The following is an 18,464-nucleotide window of genomic DNA, read 5'->3' as shown; positions in this document are numbered from 1 at the left end:
GGTCACGCAGAAGATTGACGACTTGAGCCTGGATCGAGACGTCGAGCGCGGACACCGGCTCGTCGCACACGATGAGGTCCGGATCGGTCGCGAGTGCTCGTGCCAACACCGCACGCTGGCGTTGGCCACCTGAGAGTTCATGAGGATAGCGCGCCCCGTGATCGGTTCTGAGGCCAACGTCAGCGAGGAGCCTATTGATCAGGTCCGCTCTTTCGGACTTGCTGCCGATCCGATGAATTTCGAGCGGTTCTGCGATTTGCGCCCCGATCGTCAGCCGGCGATCGAGCGCCCCCAGCGGGTCCTGAAATACCATTTGGATTCGCATCCTGAGATGCCGCCAACGGATATCGCCCATCGGCGGCAACTCTTCTCCGCCGAAGCTGACGGTGCCCGCATCCGGTCGTTCCAGGCCAATGAGAAGCCGGCCCGCGGTGGATTTTCCGCAGCCCGATTCGCCAACAAGTCCGAGCGTCTTGCCGCTGGCCAGAGACAGCGACAGTCCATTGACGGCGTGGACCGTCGAGTGGCCCCGAAACAGGCCCTGGCGCAAGGAATATCGTCGGACAAGCCCATCGGCTTGAAGAAGCGGTGCGACCGTCATCGTCATGCGGCGACGGTCTCGTCCTGGCACCGCTGGCCGGTGACATGCAGGCAGGCAATTCTGTGGTCGGCATTATCCTCCACAGACGTCAATTCGACAGTGCATTCGCCACACCGGTCCGTGCGCAGGTCGCAGCGTGGCGCGAAGGGACATCCTGGCGGAAGGTCCGCCGGGCTCGGAACGACACCGGGAATGGCGGCGAGGCGCTGCCGAGGCCCGTCCAGATTCGGGAGGGCCCCAACAAGCCCGCGTGTATATGGATGAGTGGGATGGTCGAACAGACGCACGGCGGGTGCTTCTTCAATGATGTGCCCGGCGTAAAGCACCAGCACGCGCTCGCAGATCTCGGCGACAACGCCCAGATCATGTGAGATCAGGACCAGCGCCATGCCTCTTTCGCGTTGGATCTCTTGCAGAAGCTCAAGGATCTGCGCCTGAATAGTGACGTCCAAAGCGGTGGTGGGTTCATCGGCGATGAGGATGTCGGGCTGTCCCGCAAGCGCCATGGCAATCATGACCCGCTGATTCTGCCCACCGGAAAACTCGTGCGGATAGCCGCCAAGCCGTCGCGCCGCATCGGGAATGCCGACCTGATCCAGCAGACGACGCGCTTCATTCAGCGCGCTGCGCCTGTCCATCCCACGATGGAGCTGCAGAGCTTCGCCGATCTGATCGCCCACGGTACGCACGGGATTGAGCGCGCTGGTCGGATCCTGAAAGATCATTGCAATTCGGCGACCACGCACCTGTTCCAGATGACGGGCGGGAGCATGGAGAAGCTCTTCGCCAGCAAAGCGTACGCTGCCTGCCGTCCGGGCGCGTGCCCCCAAGAGGTCAAGCGCCGCAAGCCAGGTCACCGACTTTCCGCAACCACTTTCGCCGACCATGCCCAGCGCTTCGCCACGGCGGAGACTAAGATTTATTCCACGCAGCACCGGCACCTGGTCGAAAGCGACCTGCAGCCCTGTGATCTCAAGAAGTGGTGTCATCTGAGCTCCCTGTCCTGCCAGCGTCGACGCGGCTGCTCCTCGCGGGCGGCGTCGTAGGAATTGCGGGAGCCGGGCAGCCCACGTGGTGGATCTGCGCGCAAGCGGAGGAACGCGTCATTCATCCTGAATCAGGTCCGGATCAAGGCGCTGTTGAATGGGCCGAAATTGAGATCGAGCGTCAGCCCCGGCAACCAGGGTACGTCGCGCCGCTTGCCATAGAACTGGCCGGACACATGCAAAATCACACAGGGTGGATCGACGTCATTGATAATCTCGAGCATGCGGCGGACGATTGGACGGCGCTGCTCGGGCTCAGCGGTCTCCTGGAGCTGCGCGCCCAAGGCGAAATACTCCTCGTTCTTCCAGACCCCAACCGACTTCGGCAGGGCGCCGCTGGGGCCGTATTCACGCCAGGGATGGCCAAGATGATCCAGAAACAACGCCGTGTTGGAGGTGTCGAAGATCGCCCGCACCGGCTGGCGCTGAACTTGGGCAAAGTTTTCCATCATCTCGATTTTGACGTTCAGGCCGACTGCACGCCACATCTCGATCATGGTTTGCGCGCCAGAGATCTGATTGGGGTAGTAGTTGTTGAGGAGCCGATAAATGATCGGCTCTCCTTTGTAGCCCGCCGCAGCGACCAGCTCCTTGGCCTTATCAGGATCATAAAGCAGCGCGGGGAAATCCTCGATGTAGCCCTGGCCATAACTCGCGAGTTGATAGCCATTCGGAATCGGCAGACGGTTCGCCCACAGGCTCTCGATCAAGAGCTTGCGATCGAGCGCAAGGCTCATCGCACGGCGGATCCGCACATCTTTCAGCACTGGATCGTTCTGGTCGAGCACGAGCGAGCGGATATTCTGTACTGGCCCGCCCGAGATCTGGAGATCGGCGCGCTTCTCGATACGCTCGAATTGATCCGGTGGGATGTCAGTGATGAGGTCGAGCTCGTTCGCAAGAAGGCCGTTCACGCGCGCGGAAAGCTCGGGAATAATGCGATATTCGACGCCCTCAAATGGTGGCCGTCCGCCCCAATATGCATCGTGCGCAGTCAACGTGACATGGATGTCGAGCTTGTGATTGACGATCTTGTACGGGCCGCTCCCTACTGGAGCTGCCGTCCAGCGCTCCCACGAGCCCGCGGCGGTGAACGCGCGCTTACAGACGATCTCCGCTCCCCAGGAAGCCAGACGCTGCTCAAGCAGTGCGTCGTTCCCTTTGGCGTGGACAATGACCGTATAGGGATCGACGACATCCACTTTGTCGATCCGGTCCAGCGACTGCAGCGCATCGGACATTCCGCTGCGGCCCGGTCCTAAGAGATGGTCGGGCCCGAGGCTAAAGGCGACATCTTCGGCAGTCAGCGGGCTTCCGTCGTGGAACGCCACGCCTTTGCGCAGGAACAGCCGCAGCGACTGCGCATCAACTCGCTCCCAACGTTCGGCCAATGCCGGCCGCAGCACCATCCCATTGGCGTGGTCAAAGCCAATGAGGCTCTCAAACAGCTGTGGCATGATCCGCCGAATGGCGGTGTCGGTTGCGATGACTGGGTCAAACGTGCGGGGAAAGCCCGACATGCCAACTCTTAATCGCCGCCGGGCTGGTTTCTTGCCGTCGCTCTCAGCCCAGGCGGTGCTCGCGGTCGGCAACAAACCTGCTGCGATCGCACCAGTCAAAGCCTCTCGCCGTGTCAGATGGCTGCGGGTCATCACCGTCTCCCGGAATTCGCTTCAATCAGTACGGAACGCATAGCCTTGACCTTGCGGCGATCAACAGATCCTCGCAGCGGTCGAAAACTAAGATCGCTGATCTCGTGTTTGCCAAACCTGTCCGACGTTAGAGCCGCGAAATGCTACGCTGCGATGACATTCATCGACTAAGTCGATGTTCACGTGCGCAGATGAGATGACATGAGGCTTCCGGGCAGAGAACGGTGCCTCCTCGGAACTGGGTCGCTCCCGGTTGGGCTGAGGACGCTGCCCAACTAAAACGTCATCAGCGCTCTCACTGTTAGCGCAACCAACATGGTCTCGAGTGATCAAGTGTCGCGCGGAAACGATGTCCCCCCTAGCTTCTTGACCAGCTCTGAGGTGCAACGAGACACGACGCCATCATCGAGATGGTTGATCATTAGATCGCAAGAATGCGATCACACCATTGGTCGGCCCGCTTAAGAGCAATTAGAAACCGGCAAGATTTCCGCTTTTCACTTAGGTGCTGACTCTTGTCTCTCGTTTAAGACCGACTCAGATGTCGTCCGGCCCCCAAAAAGCTAAGATCATGACCGCTGGCGCGGCCCAATTGCGCGATCAGAGTGCCTGAGGTGACCGCGCCCAGTGATGGCGAGCCGTATCCGCGAAAGAAGGATTTTCCGATGTCCTCCGTCAAACGCCTTCGTACTCGCCTGGACGAGACCGGTCTCATCCATGTCATGGCCGCCCATAGCCCTCTTTCGGCTCTGCTGGCCGAAGAGGCCGGGTTCGATGCTTTATGGGCATCGGGCTTCGAACTCTCCGCGCTTTACGGTCTGCCGGATATGAGCCTGATCTCGATGACCCAGCATCTCGACATGCTGCGCTCGATCGCTGGACGCACGACGCTGCCGATCATCGCTGACATTGACACCGGTTATGGCAATGCAATCAACGTGATCCACGCCGTTCACGAATACGAGCGAGCTGGCGCCAGCGCTGTGGTAATCGAAGACAAAACCTTTCCGAAAGTGACAAGCCTTATGGCTGGCGGACGCCAGGAACTGCTCCGCATCGAGGAGTTCCAGGGCAAGATCGAGGCCGCTGTTGCGACAAGACGAGACCCCAATTTTCTCGTAATCGCCCGCACCGAAGCCCTGATTGCGGGTCTCGGCGAAACGGAAGCTCTGCAACGAGCAAAAGCTTACGAAGAGGCCGGCGCCGAAATGGTGCTAATCCATTCGAAAAAGAAGGATGCATCAGAGATCGAAAGCTTTTCGCGCGCCTGGGGCGGATCGGTGCCGCTAGCGATCGTTCCGAACGCGTACCCGGATCTCGACGCCGAGCGGGTCAAAGCACTCGGGAATATCCGCGTAATAATCTACGGCAATTACGGTATCCGCGCTGCTGCAACTGCGATGAGAGAGACCTTCCGCCGAATCATTGCCGATGGCGGCGTCCAGAACGTCCACAAGGATATTCTGCCGGTCGAAGAGATTTTCGACCTCCAGAACGTGGATAGCGTCAAGGCGGCCGAAGCTCGCTTCCTTCGCTAGATCTCTTGTCCAAGACGGCGTCATTGCGTCTGAACTCTGCTCGGGCGCAGTTTTTGCTGTTCGACAATTGCTGTAAACGCCCCTCTCCTACCGCGCAAAGAGCGATCACGCCAGCCGATTTAACGGCACTATTTCGTCGCGCCTTTGGAAACCAATGTGCGCACCTAGAAGTGAGCTCGTTCGCACGGATTGCACCGCGTCTGAGCGAAATCGCTTTCGCGCGCGACCTGCAGTTGGTATCTAGTAACCCGGCTACGATCATCGAATAATGTGATGGACGATTGATTTCTGGCAATGCCCTCCTGCGAGAACTGACGGGCATGCCCGAAATTCCGGAGCACAAAATGGCTACCGAAACGGATGAAGTGCCACTCAATGCGATCCGGGTATTCGTCACAATTGCGCGCGAGGGAAGCGTAACCCGCGCGGCTAGCGCCTTGCGAATGACCCAGAGTTCGGTCAGCCGCTACCTCGCCGTGCTGCAGGAGTATCTGGGCAGTGACCTCATGCAGCGTCGCGGCCGGCGTAGCGAATTGACGGAATTCGGACGGCTTTTTGCGAACACGGTTGCAGAACCGCTAGATACCGTTTGCTTCACCGCTAAGAGAATGCGCCGCCGGAATCGTCGAGACACCAATCGGATTGTAGTCCGCACGTCACTCTCGACTTTCGCTTACGCCTTTCTGATTCCAAATCTCCAAGCTTTTTCTAATGAAATGGGCGGCGTAGTTGTGGATGTGATTAGCTCACTTTCGCAACCGACGTCGTCCGACGATTACGACATTTTGATCACACGGGATCTTTCCGTCATCGAGCCGGCAGATGATTGGGAACTCTACAACGAGCAACTCGTATGTGTGGGCTCACCAAATCACGTCGATGGCAAGAGCCTCCCGGTTGTTCGCACAGTACCCATCCTGAACATCACATCCCGGCCTGACATAATGCCGACATGGCTGCGGGCCATGAACCTGACCCCAAAGGATATAAAATCGGGAGCGCGATATGATCACAATTACCTGGCCCTGCCGGCGGTGATGACGGGCAAATGTCTTCTCGTCGCGCCCGAAATCATTGTAAGTGACCTGGTACGTGGTGGAGCTCTCAATGTGATTCCACGATCGCGCACTCCGAGCGGCATGCAGTATCGCGCCTATGCTGTCGACCGAGGCGATAATCCCGAAATGTCTCGCGCTTTTTGCCGGTGGCTCGTTCGTCTTTGTAAGAAGACCGCCCTTGCGGAGACGGCATAAGATTGTCGTAGCAGCATTCCAGCTTGCTGAATATCTCACCTAGCACCCGCTTTTCTTGAACGTGAGAGCAAAGCCCACAACGACGACGCTCGGCCCTTCGTCTGGACCAAGAAAAAGGGTCCTTCAACGCCGTTTGAAGCCGCCGTATGCTCAGCTCTGATTTAGATACTATTTTGCAGAAGGCCCCCGGCGGGCATGCCGGAGGCCTCCTTGGAGGTTAACTTCGTTTTTTGAGCCCTCTTTTCTCCTTCCGCTGGTTTAGACAGAGCCTCACCAGTTCCGCTGAGCCCGCAAGAGCAGGGTCAGCGTGCTCTGATCTTTCAATTCGTAAAGAGCCGCCGGCTTGGCGACCGCAGACTGCACAGGCAGTGTCACTGTACTTCCGCTCGTGTACTTTTGGTCGAGCATGGTGTAGGCTAGATCTGCCGTGAAGGTCAGGTTCTTGACCGGTGTCCAGCGCGTGACGACGCCGACAACCCCATAGTTGAAATCAGGATTACAGCCAGCATTGCCGCTCGACAGCGCAAGGTTGGCTACGAATGCACCGCAGATGTAGCCCTTCGCTGCGCTGTTATACCGAACGGCGCCCCAGCCGCCGTAGATGGCACTATTCCAATGAGGATCCCAGTTGTGGGTGTAACCAGCATGGAAGCCGTACGTCTTGGTTAGCTCCTGGCCCGCACCGGCAACGAACACGGAGTCAGACAAGCCCGCCAGGCCGACGCTCTGATAAGCACCTGCCAGCCCCGTGCCGCCGTACATCGCGTAGGTGGTTGGCATCAAATCGTTGAAGTTGTAGCGGGTCGCGCCGTTGGTATAAGCGCCTGACACGTTGATCGTGTCACCGGCTCCGGTCGGGATGTTCTTGATTGACAAGGCCAAAGCAGCAGCCCAGCCCCACTTGTCGTCCGGATGCCCGGTCGCTTCGTCGCCACCGTAGTACCCAGCATGGTTGTCGTGCGCCGCGAACGACGCCTGGAAGAGACCCCACGCCTGGTCAATACGAACCATCGCGATGAGGTCTGGAGACGATGAACCGCCGATGTTGTTAGTACCGTACGCACCGGTGGCGAGAGCGGCCGCCGTTGCTCCACTTACATTCCAGATATTGGTCGTGCCGTAGGCGACCTGATCCTGGGCTGAGAAAGCGGCTGTGATGCCTTGTCCGAAGTCAGCGGTATAGGTGAACTGGTTCACGCCGGTGACCCATCCGCCGCCGCCCGGAAGATCATCGAAGTCGTTGCCTGGATAGTTGGTCCAGGGCGCCGAGAACTGTGAGACGGCCTTACCCATCGTAAAGCCTGCGAACTGAATGAAGGCGGAGTAGACGCCGAGCGAACCACCAGCGACCTGTGAAGCGGTCGACGTTGTGTAAGCGGTCGCCCCATTGACGGCGCTCGTGCCGGCGCCAGTATAGCCGCCTGACGTCCAGGTGAACACGCCCGAGAAATAGGTGCGAACGAGGCCGTACTCAGTCGCGGTGCGCGTGTCGATGCTCAGTCCTTCACGAGCGCGCCAAGTGTAGCTGTTGCCTAGACGGTTGCGTGCTCCCGCTACGCCATTGGCGGCCGGGTCAAAATCGCTGTTGCTATTCGCGACAACGTCAGCGCGCAGATATCCGCCAAGCTTGATGCAAGTGTCCGAGCCAGGGATGTAGTAGAAGCCAGCGCCGTACAGTGAGCAAACCTTCACGTACTCCACTGCTCTGGCTTTGACTGGCAGGTCAGCAGCTTGTGCCCCACTCGACGCGAGAGACGCCGACGCAAGAGTCAAAACAACATTCTTGATTGTTCGAAGTAAGCGAAAGTTCGTTTCTGAGAGTGTCATTGTCCCTATCCACTGGAGGTCAGATTTGTGCGGCCGACGCAGTATCGTTGGGACGCAATCGTTTGGTGACGGAGATCAAGTAATCCGATGGCAGGTTCGGATTTCACGATGGATCACATGAGAACTGGAGTCATCCAATCGACTTCTCGGCCGCAAGATACGTAGGGCTAAGCGCGTGTTGCTGCGCAGGTCCAGGCGAGCGGTCGGATGCCACCCAGCGACGAAGCGCTGAGCTGTCGTACTGGCCGATGAGCTTCGCACCCTGGGAGCTCGATCCACTTCCAGCCTTCGGTGGCGATCGTTTCCGCCTCTGCCTTTCGCTTCTCAGCGACCAGACCGTCGAGCAGAGCGACGTCCTCGAGCCAGCCGCCGTCGTCGGACTGGAACGGGTTGCGCAGCACCACGCCACCGGCCGCCTCGTAGGCATCTAGGCCAACAAACATGGCGCGACGGTCGGAGGCGCGCGCCGACTTCTCCGTCAACATGCGGCGGATCAGATAAGGCTCTTTCTGCCAAGAGCCGGAGATGGTCTGCCAGACCTGCTCCTGGCGGCCGTGATCCGCGGTGACGGCGAAGGCCATCAACTGCTCGAGCGACATGCCCTCGTCGGCATAGACCTCGAGCAGCGCGGGCGAAACCGAGGCGAGTCGCAGGCGTTGGTTCACCACGTTGGGCGAGCACGTAGCTCACGCTGTCCCGCGGAAATAGCCGAGATAAACTGCGATGAGTGCGGCGCAATTGCCGGCTGAGGCTTTCTGCCATTGCGGCTTCGTCTGTGGCGACGCACCAGTCTACGACATCGCGGATAATCTGGCGGGCAAGGTCACCGCTTGTTGGGGCAGAGGTTGATCCGTCGAGAAGGAGACATAACACGGCATCGGCGCGCACTCCGAATCCCCCGCAATCCCGGTTATCGCGCGTCCTCTTTCATTGCTCACTGCGCCGATTGATCTCCATTCCCCTCTCGCTCGCCAGCATCGCTCTGGCTTATGGCGACAAAGCGCTCTCGTACAATATCGACCCGGCCTTCAGGTCCCTTGATATTGCCGTCGAGAAAATGATCAAAATCCTCATGACCTAAGAGCGCTTTGAACTTCTCTGCAATGTAGCAGCGAACATCATCGTCTGCGTTTTGGATTTCAGCCACGAGTTCCTCTCGCCCATCAACGACGAGAAGGATGTCCTCGATGTCACTGCTGCCTAGGAGATCGTCGTTGCCGCGGCCGAGATATGCTTCCAACTTTGTCGCCACGAACAGTTCCGGCGTGAGGCGCTTGATGTTCAATGTCTCGTTCAGGTGACACGTGACCGGCGTCTCGATGCCTTTGGCGTACCAGCGATTGCTAAAGCCGAGAATGCTTTCATCATCCGGCATGAAATCGACTTTGAGGTCGCCGAGCCGCATGCGGCAAATGACCTCGTCTTCCGGAGATTCCACGAACCCCTTCTGACGCAACTGGTCTTGCCGTTGAGCCCATTGCGCATGCCCGACGAGATCAACGATCAGATCCACGTCATCGGTTGCCCGAACGCCTTCGAGCACGATCTCGTCCGTAATGAAAAGGGCTGTTGTGCAACCGCCAACAAACACCAGCCGCTCGCGCAGTTCATCTCCCAAAGACTGCGCGACCGTTTGCAACATATGAAGCAATTGGCCTTTAACGGTGGTCATTTTCTGAGAAGCCTTTCCGATAAACGCTCGGCCGCGAGCCCAGCCTCCCTTTGATGTCCAAGCCTGACACCATCGATAAGGGCCAGATACTCGTACAGGCGATCGTCTTTTTGAATGGCCTGGGGTACGCTTTTAAACAGCGGGTCTACCGCCTGCCCCATGTCCTTGCCTTTGGCGTACGGCCAGACGTAAATGTACTCTCCTGCGCTGATCAGAAGATTTTTAAGCGGGGCGGCCGCAAAGGCGGTGGGGATGCCCCGGGTCATCGCACCCGGTTTAGCCGGGAAAACGAACTTCAATCCGTGCACCACGAAATTATAGAGATTGCGGCGGTTGGGCTTTGCCTGGCCGGTTTCCCGATCTTTGACCGCAAGTCCCGACGAAACGCTCCGGTTGATCGACGCATTGACCTCTGTCTTGCTGATACCAAGGGCTAACTCCAGGCTGCGTACTGAGTACGGGTCATCGTTATGCGCAGCCTCCACAAGATGCGCGTCGCCCTCATTTTTGGCCTGCTCAAGGCTCACGAGCTTCAGCAATATAACAACGTCTTGACTTTTCATGCAGATTCGCTCTCGTCCGCTGTCCTAGGACAAAGGACAGTAGACCACAAGGGGTCTTCGGATCAAGATCGAACGTACCGCGTTGTGGCGCCCGTGTGGATTTCCAGCAATACATCTAGCGCGGTTTGCGTGCCGTGCGCGGCTATCATAGAGACGGCTCCGGATGCCCCGTTGTAGGAACATCGGGCGACCACTCTCTCGAGAAATGAAAGCGGCAGAAGATGCTGTCTTTCACGTAACGTCGTCGTGCATGCCCAACGTGTGCTGCCGTGTCAGAATCTAGAAGATCGATATCATTCGAACCAAGCACCTGCTTCAATCTCCGCTCGATCGCCGACAACGCGTCCTGGGATCCAAATCGCGCAATCCCTCGGCAAAGTTTAGCCCGTCGACCGGTTCATAGTCTTCAATGGCTGTCCACTTCTCCAGCAGCGGCAGGAAGAGGTCAGCGCCCTGGTGCAGCGGCGCAGCATCGATCACTCCTCCCTCGAACATGTCCATTTGAAAAAGGGCTGTCATTCCAAGCACGATGCTGCTGGTCAATCCCGCCCTATCCGATGGAGAGAAAGTGCGTTCCTTGAGGCGTCGTATCGTTCCGCTTAAGATAGGCAGGTACTTGCCTCGCCTTGGAGATCTTCTGCGAGGCTATACGTAGATCGATACTACTGGTGCTCCGGAGGAGGTTGAGAACGTTGCCGGCCTGACTGCCGGCCGTCGAAGGAAAACCGCACCCACTCGCATCGAGCGGAACGGTCCATGGATCGCGGCACCGATCTCGTCTCTTCATTAGCCTCTCTCCAGAAGCTCCTCAAAAAGACTGTCGCTGCTCGGCTGCGGTTGGAGGCGACCGTCTAAGTTGCACCAGACGCGAAAGTCTGTTGTCCCGGAACGGCGTGCTCGACCATCTCCCATCCAACGGGATTAGCGCCCCCAAGGATCGGCCCCCGTGCGCGAACCGCGCCGCGTTCATCCGCTGCTCAGCGGCGCCTCCATGACGAGGCTGGAAAAACAGAGTGAGGATCGGGTGGTGTTTTGCCATGACGATCTCTGCGAACAGCTTTGCGTCGACACCGCCGCAGCCGGTTGGACTGGCCTCTTCGATCCACGAGAAACGTAAAGGTTTGGGGGCGGCGCCTCATCGCCTCACGCCCGCTGCTTGTCTCGGCGGCGAGAATTGATCTGCGCCATCAGGATCGGGCCAAGCGAAAACTCGCCGACCTCGGCTTTTCGCGTCAGACCGCGCAGATAGCCGCCGGCGGAATTGATCGCCGTCCCGCGCTGCAGGATACACGCGACGACGATGGCCGCGGGCACCTCGCCCATAACCTTTTGAGCCTCCTCCCAGGCGCTCGGACTGATCCCCAGCATCGATCGCACAACGGCCGCGGTAGCGAGGAAATCGCGCCAGTTCGAAACCCCACCCTTCGCATAATCGACGATGTCGGGACACGCACTCAGGACCATTCCCAACGGATAAGCCCCCTCCCCGACTCGCGACGGTTGAGGTTTGGGCTCAGCTCCCGCCGCCCTGCCTTCTCGGAAGACAGGTTCAAGATCAATTGGGGTATCTGGATTTGAAGTCTGTATGTGGCGCTCAGAGTGGGACTCATTGGCGCCCGGATTCTTGGATTTAATGTGTTCTTCCAGAAGATTGAGCACGTCATCGGCAAGCTGAGACAACTCGTCGGCGATCGGCTCGAGCTCCTGGCGCGTAGCCGTGCGCGGAATCTGATCGACGATCGCGCGGAAGGCAGCGTGCACAACCTGCCAATCGGCAGGCCCCTGCCCTCCCCTTCGCGTCGGAACGGCTTCTTCGATGCCAGTTGCAATCATCTTCGCGATGTCGCGCCGGCACAGGGTGATGCGCTCTCGTACGAGCTTGAGTGCGCGGGCCTCGGCTTCGATATCGGCCGCCAGGCTCTCGAACTCCTCCGAGCGCACGACCAGCGGCGACAGATCGAAGCCGAACGCGAGCTCGATGTCGCCGGCATTGTCCTTCCGCGCATACCGCTTGCCATTGGGACTGTCGCGCCGAACGATCAGGCCCGCGTCGACCAGCACAGAGAGGTGACGTCGCAGCGTTGACGCTGGCATGCCGTGCGCCCGCCGACTGAGTTGATGATTGGACGGGAAGACAATCAGATCGCCTGCCCCCGTCAGTGCGGTCTCGGGATGGAACGTTAAGAGCGCGTTCAAGACCGAGAGCGAGCGCTCCGACACTCCAAGGCGCGGCCGTGCCGTGCAGATGGCGTGGAAGATCTTCCACTTATGGACGATCTTTTCGGGCGGACGTTCGGTTGCGACCATCTGGCTTGCCACATGGGCAAGCGTCAGCGATCGCCGCCCAAAGGGCGTCGTTGGGGAGTGTGACTGCATGTCTTTGCCTCATGCGGGCAAAGAAAATCCGCTCACCAAAACGGTGCCGTCGCTAAAGACGCTTGACTGCGATTCGTGAAAGTGATTCTCTGTCAGTCGCCAAACGTGACGAGAGAAGGCTTTCGGACGGAGACGTTCCGGGGGCCTTTTTTCTTTTCCGCTATGCTCCTACGGTGAGAGGACGGAAACGCGGGTACGCATCGCGCCGCCCGACCGTGTGAGGTCCAGGCAGCGCCATATCCAAAGCGGCAAGACGCCCGATGTCACTCATCGGTGCCTCCATCGAGAAATGCCCGGTAGAGTTCCGGCAGCCGCGAAATAACAAAGTCTCCAAACGCAGGCGCGGCCTTTTCATCTACAGCTAGCGTGATGCGATCTGCGCGACGTTCAATCTTCACGATCTTTTTGCCTCCGTCGTCCGCCCAGGTTGTCGGCCGTGCAACTTTGGGCTTGCGGGGCGCCAGCGCGGCCATAGTTATCGCGAACCGTTCATCGGAAGTAGCGCGCACAAACCGATCGCTGGCAACGCTGTCGGCCAATACCTTTTGGTCGTGGCGGCCTACAAGCCGCTCCGCCAACTCCATCCAGCGCCGGCGGCCGGTTTTTGGCGCTGGTCCGATTGCATCGAGTAGGCTCCGGGGAAGGGCCCGCGCGACCGTGATGAGGCGGGAGAGCTCCGTCTTGTCGACGCTGAGCGCCGCCATGATGATCTCGCGCTTGAATCCACGATCCTCGAGCGCGGCGGCGTAAGTTGCCCGCTCAATAAAGGACAGATCCTCCCGCTCACCATTCTCCTTGCCTTGTGCCACCACCAGGTCTTCGTCGCTAAGGTCGCGGACCACGGCCCGCGCAGGGCGGCCAAGTTCGGCGAGCGCACGAACGCGACGATGGCCATAGGCAATCTGAAACCGGCCCGGGCTGGACGGATGCGGGCGAAGGAGGATGGGAACCAACTGCCCATTGGCGCGGATCGATTCAACGAGGGCAGAGTGCTTCTCGTCCACGCTCGTCATACGATCGGGAACGATCGAGGCGTCGATCAAATCTGGGGCGATCTCGACGACGGTTTGACCGGTGGTGAGTTGCTCGGTCAAGGCCTTGGCGGCATCGCGCTCCGCGGACAGCATCTCGAGTGAACGGCTCATGGCGCCGACCGCTCCGCGCGACCCAAGTGTTGGCTGGGTTGGTCTGCGATTGTCGCTGGGCTCACCTGACGGTTGTTCGTTGACCGCGGTCAACTTGTCATCAATGAGGTCCGCAAGCAGGTTTTTTCGACCCATTAGGCCCTCCCCCACGCAGCCTGGATGAGGCTTTGGATTTCACCATTGACGCTGTCCAGCGATTCCATGGCGCGGTCGTAGGTAGCCCGTGTGAACTGATCGCGGCTGACCTCATAGAGCGTTTGCTTCGTGATGCCCGCGTCCGAGATCGCCGTACTTTTCAGCATCATGTTCGTGACCATGCGGTCGCCAAACAGCGAGCGCATAAAGCCGACCATTTGGGCCTGCGGTCCATCGCCGGGCTCATAACGCGTGACGAGATAGCGCATCCAATCGTAATTCATGTTGCCGCCTGCTTTAGCCACGACGGCAAGGAGGTCGGATGTCATGATTAGAAATTGGCACATCGACATGACATCGAGCATCTGCGGATGCACAGGGATCAGAATTGCCGTTGCTGCGCAGAGCGCAGAAAGCGTGAGAAATCCGAGTTGAGGCGGACAATCGATCACGACAATATCGTAGCGGTCCTGAACCGTGGCGAGGGCACGGGCAACGCGGGCGAAGAACAGCGGGTCACCCGACTGGCGCGCAGCGAGCGCTTTCGGGGTTTCATGTTCGAATTCCATCAGTTCGATGTTGCCGGGAACGATGTCGAGCCCCGAAAAGTAAGTCTGCCGAATGATCTCATTCAGTTCGCGACGCGCGTCGTCGTAGCGGATGGCGCCGTACAGAGTTCCGTTTTCCTCGACGTCAAACTCTGGCTGGTAGCCGTGCAGCGCGGAGAGCGAGGCCTGCGGATCCAGATCGATCGCAAGCACTCGATAGCCCTGCAAGGTGAGATGTTGGGCGAGATGCGCGGCCGTGGTGGTCTTCCCCGACCCTCCCTTGAAATTAACGACGCCAATGACTTGCAACTGTTCGCCCGCGACGCGATACGGTCGGTATCGGCGCGCACCCTTGCCGGATTCATCGAGATAAGTACGAAGACTTTGAATATCGTCGAATGTGTACGACCTTCGACCCGATGGGCTGGTGTCCGGCTGAGGGCCCCTGCCCTCCAGCGACAATTGGCGGAGGTAGCCGTCATTAATGCCGACGAGCTTAGCGACTTCGCCAGACGTAAAGCGGCGCAGATGCTTGCGTGCTTTCGGCGGGAACAGCTTCGTTCGGTGGGCGTGCAGCTTCGCCGACAGTTCCCGCGCGTCTGCCGCGATCGTGTCGTGGATCGCCTGCGGCGCGCCAGGCGTGATTGACGCCATCGCTTGTTGGTCGTTCAGGGCCACGGCTTTCTCGCGTAGTTACGAATTTCGGGTACACGGCATGCGCAAAGCGTGGCTATTACGCCCGATTCTGGCCGGTCTCGCAACAGTTAAAGGGTAAACCAATCCTTAACGGTCCGAATCGGCCCACGGGTGGTCTAAAGTTGACCGCGGTCAACTCTCGGCACGTAGCCTGCGCGGCTGCTGCGAAGGCGCCGCTCTAAACAGAAGTTGACCGCGGTCAACTTTCTCCGACGCAGTTCCCACAATCGACTCGCGCTCGAACTCTATCACCGCCCCATTCGGATCAAAATTCAGCGTTGAGCCCTGGCGCGCTCCGCTCAGCCGCAACCGCAACATCCGCTGCGCGGCGCCCGCGCCGAGACCGTGCAGACGCGAAGGATGGCAGGTCGGAAGGATGGCAGGTCGAGAGTCCCGCGACCCGTCACGAGCAAGTCGTCCAGCGGATCACCAGATGCGGGCGCTTGCGTTTGCACCGATTCGTCACGTGCCGGCTTGGAATGGCGAGCCGACTCGGCCAGCGCTGCAGCGAGGGAAAGTGCCCTCTTTCACCGCTAAAGCCGGCGCGCTCCCAGCCGCCGTTCCACCCTCGAAGCCGCATGATCATCGGCTGCGAACATGTCGCGCTCGCACAGCACGACCGCGACGTCAGCCCGCATAGCGTGACGATCAAGGGCTTTGGCGGACGGTCGGCTCCCAAGCGGCACAACACCCCGGAAGCAGTGGACCTCGCGCGGCAGGCGTTCGAGCTTAGGCACGGGGTTGAGGACCTGTTATCCCTCGCGGGTGTCCTATGCGGATCACCCGCCGTGCCATCCCGGGTTGCTGGGTCCCACGCTCCACGCGACTGGCGGGACTAAGAAAGCAGCAGGGATGGCGGCGCGACGGGCAAGAGGTAGACCGGAGCCGGTCGGGCGATCAGTGTCGCCGAAACCGGTCTCGGCCAATCCAGTTCGGAAGGAACGGCATCTCTTCATCTTCGCGGAACGGGCCACAATGCGGATCAACGGCGGTGCAGCCCATTTCCCGCTCGCAGCCGAGGGCGAATGCAGATGTAGTCGGCGGAGGCTTCCTCAGCTCCGCCTCCTTGGCGCCTTCCAGCATCCAGGTCGCACCGCGCCGAGGGTTTACCCGAGCGGGTCTCGGATCGGTTGTCTTGAAACCACGCAAGCGCGGGCGAGGGCATCGACGAGGTTGTGGTCGTCCGGGACGGATCGAGGTCAGCTAGGGCGGCAACAATGGAAACAAAGCGCGCCTCGTGTCCGGAGACGGAAAGGGCAGGGTAGGGGAGCGGAAAGGACGGAGGAATAGGGGAGGCGTTTATCAGCCGTTAACCATAAAGTTCCAGTCAGCACCATAAAGAGCCGCACGTCGACCTGAGGCCGCCCGTCACTGGAAGGCCAGCGACCTTGGCGGTCCTACTAACGCGGCCTGCTCCCGTATTCCCTGTATCGAAATCACCTAGGGATAGTTGCGTCTAGAGGAGCATGCCATAGCCGTGCATATCGAGAATTCACAGACCGAGGCGATGGCGCGGGAATTGACGGTGGTGGAAAAAGGTCCGCCTCACCCGAACAGTGCATCGGCACGCGCTCATGAGCTCGAGATCGAGCCGACATCGTTTTTCCTCGACCGCGGCGTCCAGTTCTGCCCGGATCTGCGCCATAGGGGGCAACTCCTCGGCGGACAGCCCACCAAACGATTTCGCGACGGCCCGTATGACGAGATTCATCGGCGCATCGCCCTTCATCGCGCTCATCAGCGACTGAGACGAGGCACGCGAGCTTTTGGCTCGCCTGCAGGAAATCGGAACGCGTCTGACGTCGCCGCAGGCCCTGGGGAGGGCGGTTGCCGTGGCAGCACAAATCTTTCGGTCAGCGCCACCGCGGAGGCGCTCGAAGATTAGGTAGCCTGATCCTCATTGCCGCAGTGCCGGTGCAGCTTGAGACCGCACGGCTCGCTCGACGCCTTTCTCGCTTTGGGCAAGGGCGGTCCGGCGGGCGTCAATTTCCGGACCTGTTTTTACCTACGCTTCACCTTGCATTCCGCGCAGCCTGATTTTCGAGGGCGCCTGCTTTGCCGGGGAGGGGACAGTCACCGGAGCGGCTGGTCCGGAACAGGGCAGGGTTGGCACGAGTGGCGATTTGTGGTTGATCTGAAGCTTGGCGCTGGTGATTTGCAGCGCTGCGCGTGCTGATCGCACTGCGGCGGCACCCCATCGATAAGGCGTGCTTATCGATAGCAAGAGGAGAGCGGGAACAGGCCTCGCTATGACGGAACATAAAGGTGTGTTAGGTTCCGTTTCGCCATTTCCTCTTAAGGTTATCAAGGCCTTGTCTTCCGGCTACAAAATCGCCGATCCACTGCCTTGGGCTCAGCTCGCGGGGCCGCTTGCCGCGGCCGAGGATGCTGTCGCCCGCCTCGACGAGCGACTGGCCAAAAGCCCAATCCGTGACGGTGCGATCAGCCGAATGCACTTCGCCGAGGCTTGCGCCACTCTGTGGCTTGACGGCGAACTTGTCCACCTCGATGACCTCGTGCTCCACGACGCCGGCATGGACGTCCGCGCCCCCACCCACGAGCTGACCCGGGCTCACGCCGTGCTGCGTGCCCGTCGGCGCATTGCCGACGCGAAGCCCAATTGGGCGCTGTCGGTTTCCGGACTGGCTGACCTTCGGGGCCGGCGCGAGCGAGAGGAGGTCGAGGAACGTCTCGGGCTCAACGAGGACGCAGAGCGGGACGCGGTGGGTTTCGACGGACCGCTTGGCGTCATGAACACCGATCTCCATCTGGCCGCAGCCTTCGCCGCGGTCGACGCCGCCAACGCCAAGGCGGAGCGCAGACTCGCCGACGAGCTTCGGTCGTGGCCAGAGCGGGACTCGCTCGTCTACGATCCGGACTGGGACGAGGACGGCCGCCTCGACGACTGGCGCGCCGTCGTCGATGAGACCCGCAATTTGCCGCCGACTCTGGCGGCTGCAATCGCCGCGGATGCCTGGGACGCGATTGAACCGCTCGAGCACACGCCTTGGCTAGGGTGCCTGCTCGCAGCTAGCGTGTTGCGCGACCGCGGCAAGACACGCTGCTATCTGTTGTGCCTGCATGGAGGGCTGAAAAGCATCTCGCGTGAGCGTCGGCGGGCACGCGACGTCGCAGCGCGGCTGGTTGTGCAGCTCGAGGCGATGACGGCCGCCGCCGAGGCCGGCCTAAAGGACCACGACCGCTGGCTGATGACCAGAAACCTCCTCGCCCGAAAACTCGCCGGCCGGCGCGCCACTTCGAAACTGCCGGCGCTCCTCGACTACGTGCTGACCCGGCCGATCGTCTCGGCCGGCATGATCGCGGCGGAGCTTGGGATCACGGCCCGTGCGGCCCAAAACCTCGTCGCCGAACTCGACCTTCGCGAGACGACTGGCCGGGGACGCTATCGCGC

Annotated in this window: 15 protein-coding genes and 1 pseudogene; 5 read left to right on the top strand and 11 right to left on the bottom strand. The window is 60.1% G+C overall.

The window, feature by feature from the left end:
- The 3 genes from IVB32_RS23660 to IVB32_RS23650 all read right to left on the bottom strand — a co-directional run.
- The coding region (locus IVB32_RS23660; protein ID WP_247411653.1) for an ATP-binding cassette domain-containing protein at positions 1–607 on the bottom strand (607 nt) is incomplete at its 3' end.
- Positions 604–1,590 carry an ABC transporter ATP-binding protein gene (locus tag IVB32_RS23655; protein ID WP_247411650.1) on the bottom strand — a complete coding sequence of 329 codons (987 nt, stop codon included), beginning with the start codon at positions 1,588–1,590 and terminating at the stop codon, positions 604–606. The genes IVB32_RS23660 and IVB32_RS23655, both read right to left, overlap by 4 nt.
- Positions 1,591–1,718: 128 nt before the next feature.
- Positions 1,719–3,299, bottom strand: a complete 1,581-nt coding sequence (locus tag IVB32_RS23650; protein WP_247357281.1) for an ABC transporter substrate-binding protein — start codon at positions 3,297–3,299, stop codon at positions 1,719–1,721.
- Between the two features lie 665 nt (positions 3,300–3,964).
- On the opposite strand from IVB32_RS23650, the gene IVB32_RS23645 reads away from it, so the two are divergent.
- Positions 3,965–4,837, top strand: coding sequence for an isocitrate lyase/phosphoenolpyruvate mutase family protein (locus tag IVB32_RS23645; RefSeq protein ID WP_247357282.1), 873 nt, complete (start codon positions 3,965–3,967; stop codon positions 4,835–4,837).
- Between the two features lie 344 nt (positions 4,838–5,181).
- Positions 5,182–6,090, top strand: coding sequence for a LysR family transcriptional regulator (locus IVB32_RS23640; RefSeq protein WP_247357283.1), 909 nt, complete (start codon positions 5,182–5,184; stop codon positions 6,088–6,090).
- A 270-nt stretch (positions 6,091–6,360) separates the two neighbouring features.
- On the opposite strand, the gene IVB32_RS23635 is transcribed toward IVB32_RS23640, so the two are convergent.
- The 5 genes and pseudogenes from IVB32_RS23635 to IVB32_RS23615 all read right to left on the bottom strand — a co-directional run bounded on the left by IVB32_RS23635 (position 6,361) and on the right by IVB32_RS23615 (position 10,695).
- On the bottom strand, positions 6,361–7,917 hold the full coding sequence (locus tag IVB32_RS23635; RefSeq protein ID WP_247357284.1) for a porin: 1,557 nt from the start codon (positions 7,915–7,917) through the stop codon (positions 6,361–6,363).
- Between the two features lie 266 nt (positions 7,918–8,183).
- Positions 8,184–8,585, bottom strand: a pseudogene (locus IVB32_RS23630) (DNA-binding protein); the annotation flags it as partial.
- A 266-nt stretch (positions 8,586–8,851) separates the two neighbouring features.
- The gene (locus IVB32_RS23625; protein ID WP_247357285.1) at positions 8,852–9,589 is read right to left on the bottom strand and encodes a hypothetical protein; all 738 of its coding nucleotides are present in this window, start codon (positions 9,587–9,589) and stop codon (positions 8,852–8,854) included.
- On the bottom strand, positions 9,586–10,152 hold the full coding sequence (locus tag IVB32_RS23620) for a hypothetical protein (protein ID WP_247357286.1): 567 nt from the start codon (positions 10,150–10,152) through the stop codon (positions 9,586–9,588). Before IVB32_RS23620 ends, IVB32_RS23625 begins: the two co-directional genes overlap by 4 nt.
- 315 nt (positions 10,153–10,467) lie before the next feature.
- Positions 10,468–10,695 (bottom strand): hypothetical protein, encoded by a 228-nt coding sequence (locus IVB32_RS23615; protein ID WP_247282211.1) that lies wholly within the window; start codon positions 10,693–10,695, stop codon positions 10,468–10,470.
- A gap of 403 nt (positions 10,696–11,098) precedes the next feature.
- Here IVB32_RS23615 and IVB32_RS23610 point away from each other — a divergent pair, with 403 nt between their 5' ends.
- A complete protein-coding gene (locus tag IVB32_RS23610; RefSeq protein ID WP_247282210.1) occupies positions 11,099–11,269 on the top strand; it encodes a hypothetical protein in 171 nt (56 codons plus the stop codon).
- A gap of 26 nt (positions 11,270–11,295) precedes the next feature.
- Here IVB32_RS23610 and repC read toward each other — a convergent pair whose 3' ends face one another.
- The 3 genes from repC to repA all read right to left on the bottom strand — a co-directional run bounded on the left by repC (position 11,296) and on the right by repA (position 15,010).
- Positions 11,296–12,528 carry a plasmid replication protein RepC gene (repC, locus tag IVB32_RS23605; RefSeq protein ID WP_247282209.1) on the bottom strand — a complete coding sequence of 411 codons (1,233 nt, stop codon included), beginning with the start codon at positions 12,526–12,528 and terminating at the stop codon, positions 11,296–11,298.
- 263 nt (positions 12,529–12,791) lie between these two features.
- Entirely contained in the window at positions 12,792–13,808 is a 1,017-nt protein-coding gene (gene repB, locus IVB32_RS23600; RefSeq protein ID WP_247282208.1) for a plasmid partitioning protein RepB, read from the bottom strand.
- The gene (gene repA / locus IVB32_RS23595) at positions 13,808–15,010 is read right to left on the bottom strand and encodes a plasmid partitioning protein RepA (RefSeq protein WP_247357290.1); all 1,203 of its coding nucleotides are present in this window, start codon (positions 15,008–15,010) and stop codon (positions 13,808–13,810) included. The genes repB and repA overlap by 1 nt, the downstream gene beginning before the upstream one ends.
- Before the next feature lie 1,519 nt (positions 15,011–16,529).
- On the opposite strand from repA, the gene IVB32_RS23590 reads away from it, so the two are divergent.
- Both IVB32_RS23590 and IVB32_RS23580 read left to right on the top strand, forming a co-directional pair.
- Positions 16,530–16,937: a hypothetical protein gene (locus IVB32_RS23590; protein ID WP_247282207.1), complete on the top strand. Its 408-nt coding sequence runs from the start codon at positions 16,530–16,532 to the stop codon at positions 16,935–16,937.
- A gap of 364 nt (positions 16,938–17,301) precedes the next feature.
- Positions 17,302–18,464, top strand: a 1,163-nt coding sequence (locus tag IVB32_RS23580) for an RHE_PE00001 family protein (protein WP_249804620.1), incomplete at its 3' end; no start/stop codon positions are given.

It is taken from the genome of Bradyrhizobium sp. 23 (assembly GCF_023073295.1).
Classification (GTDB): Bacteria; Pseudomonadota; Alphaproteobacteria; order Rhizobiales; family Xanthobacteraceae; genus Bradyrhizobium; species Bradyrhizobium canariense_D.
Note: the sequence above shows the minus strand (reverse complement) of the source record. Positions and strands in the feature narration are given on the sequence as shown.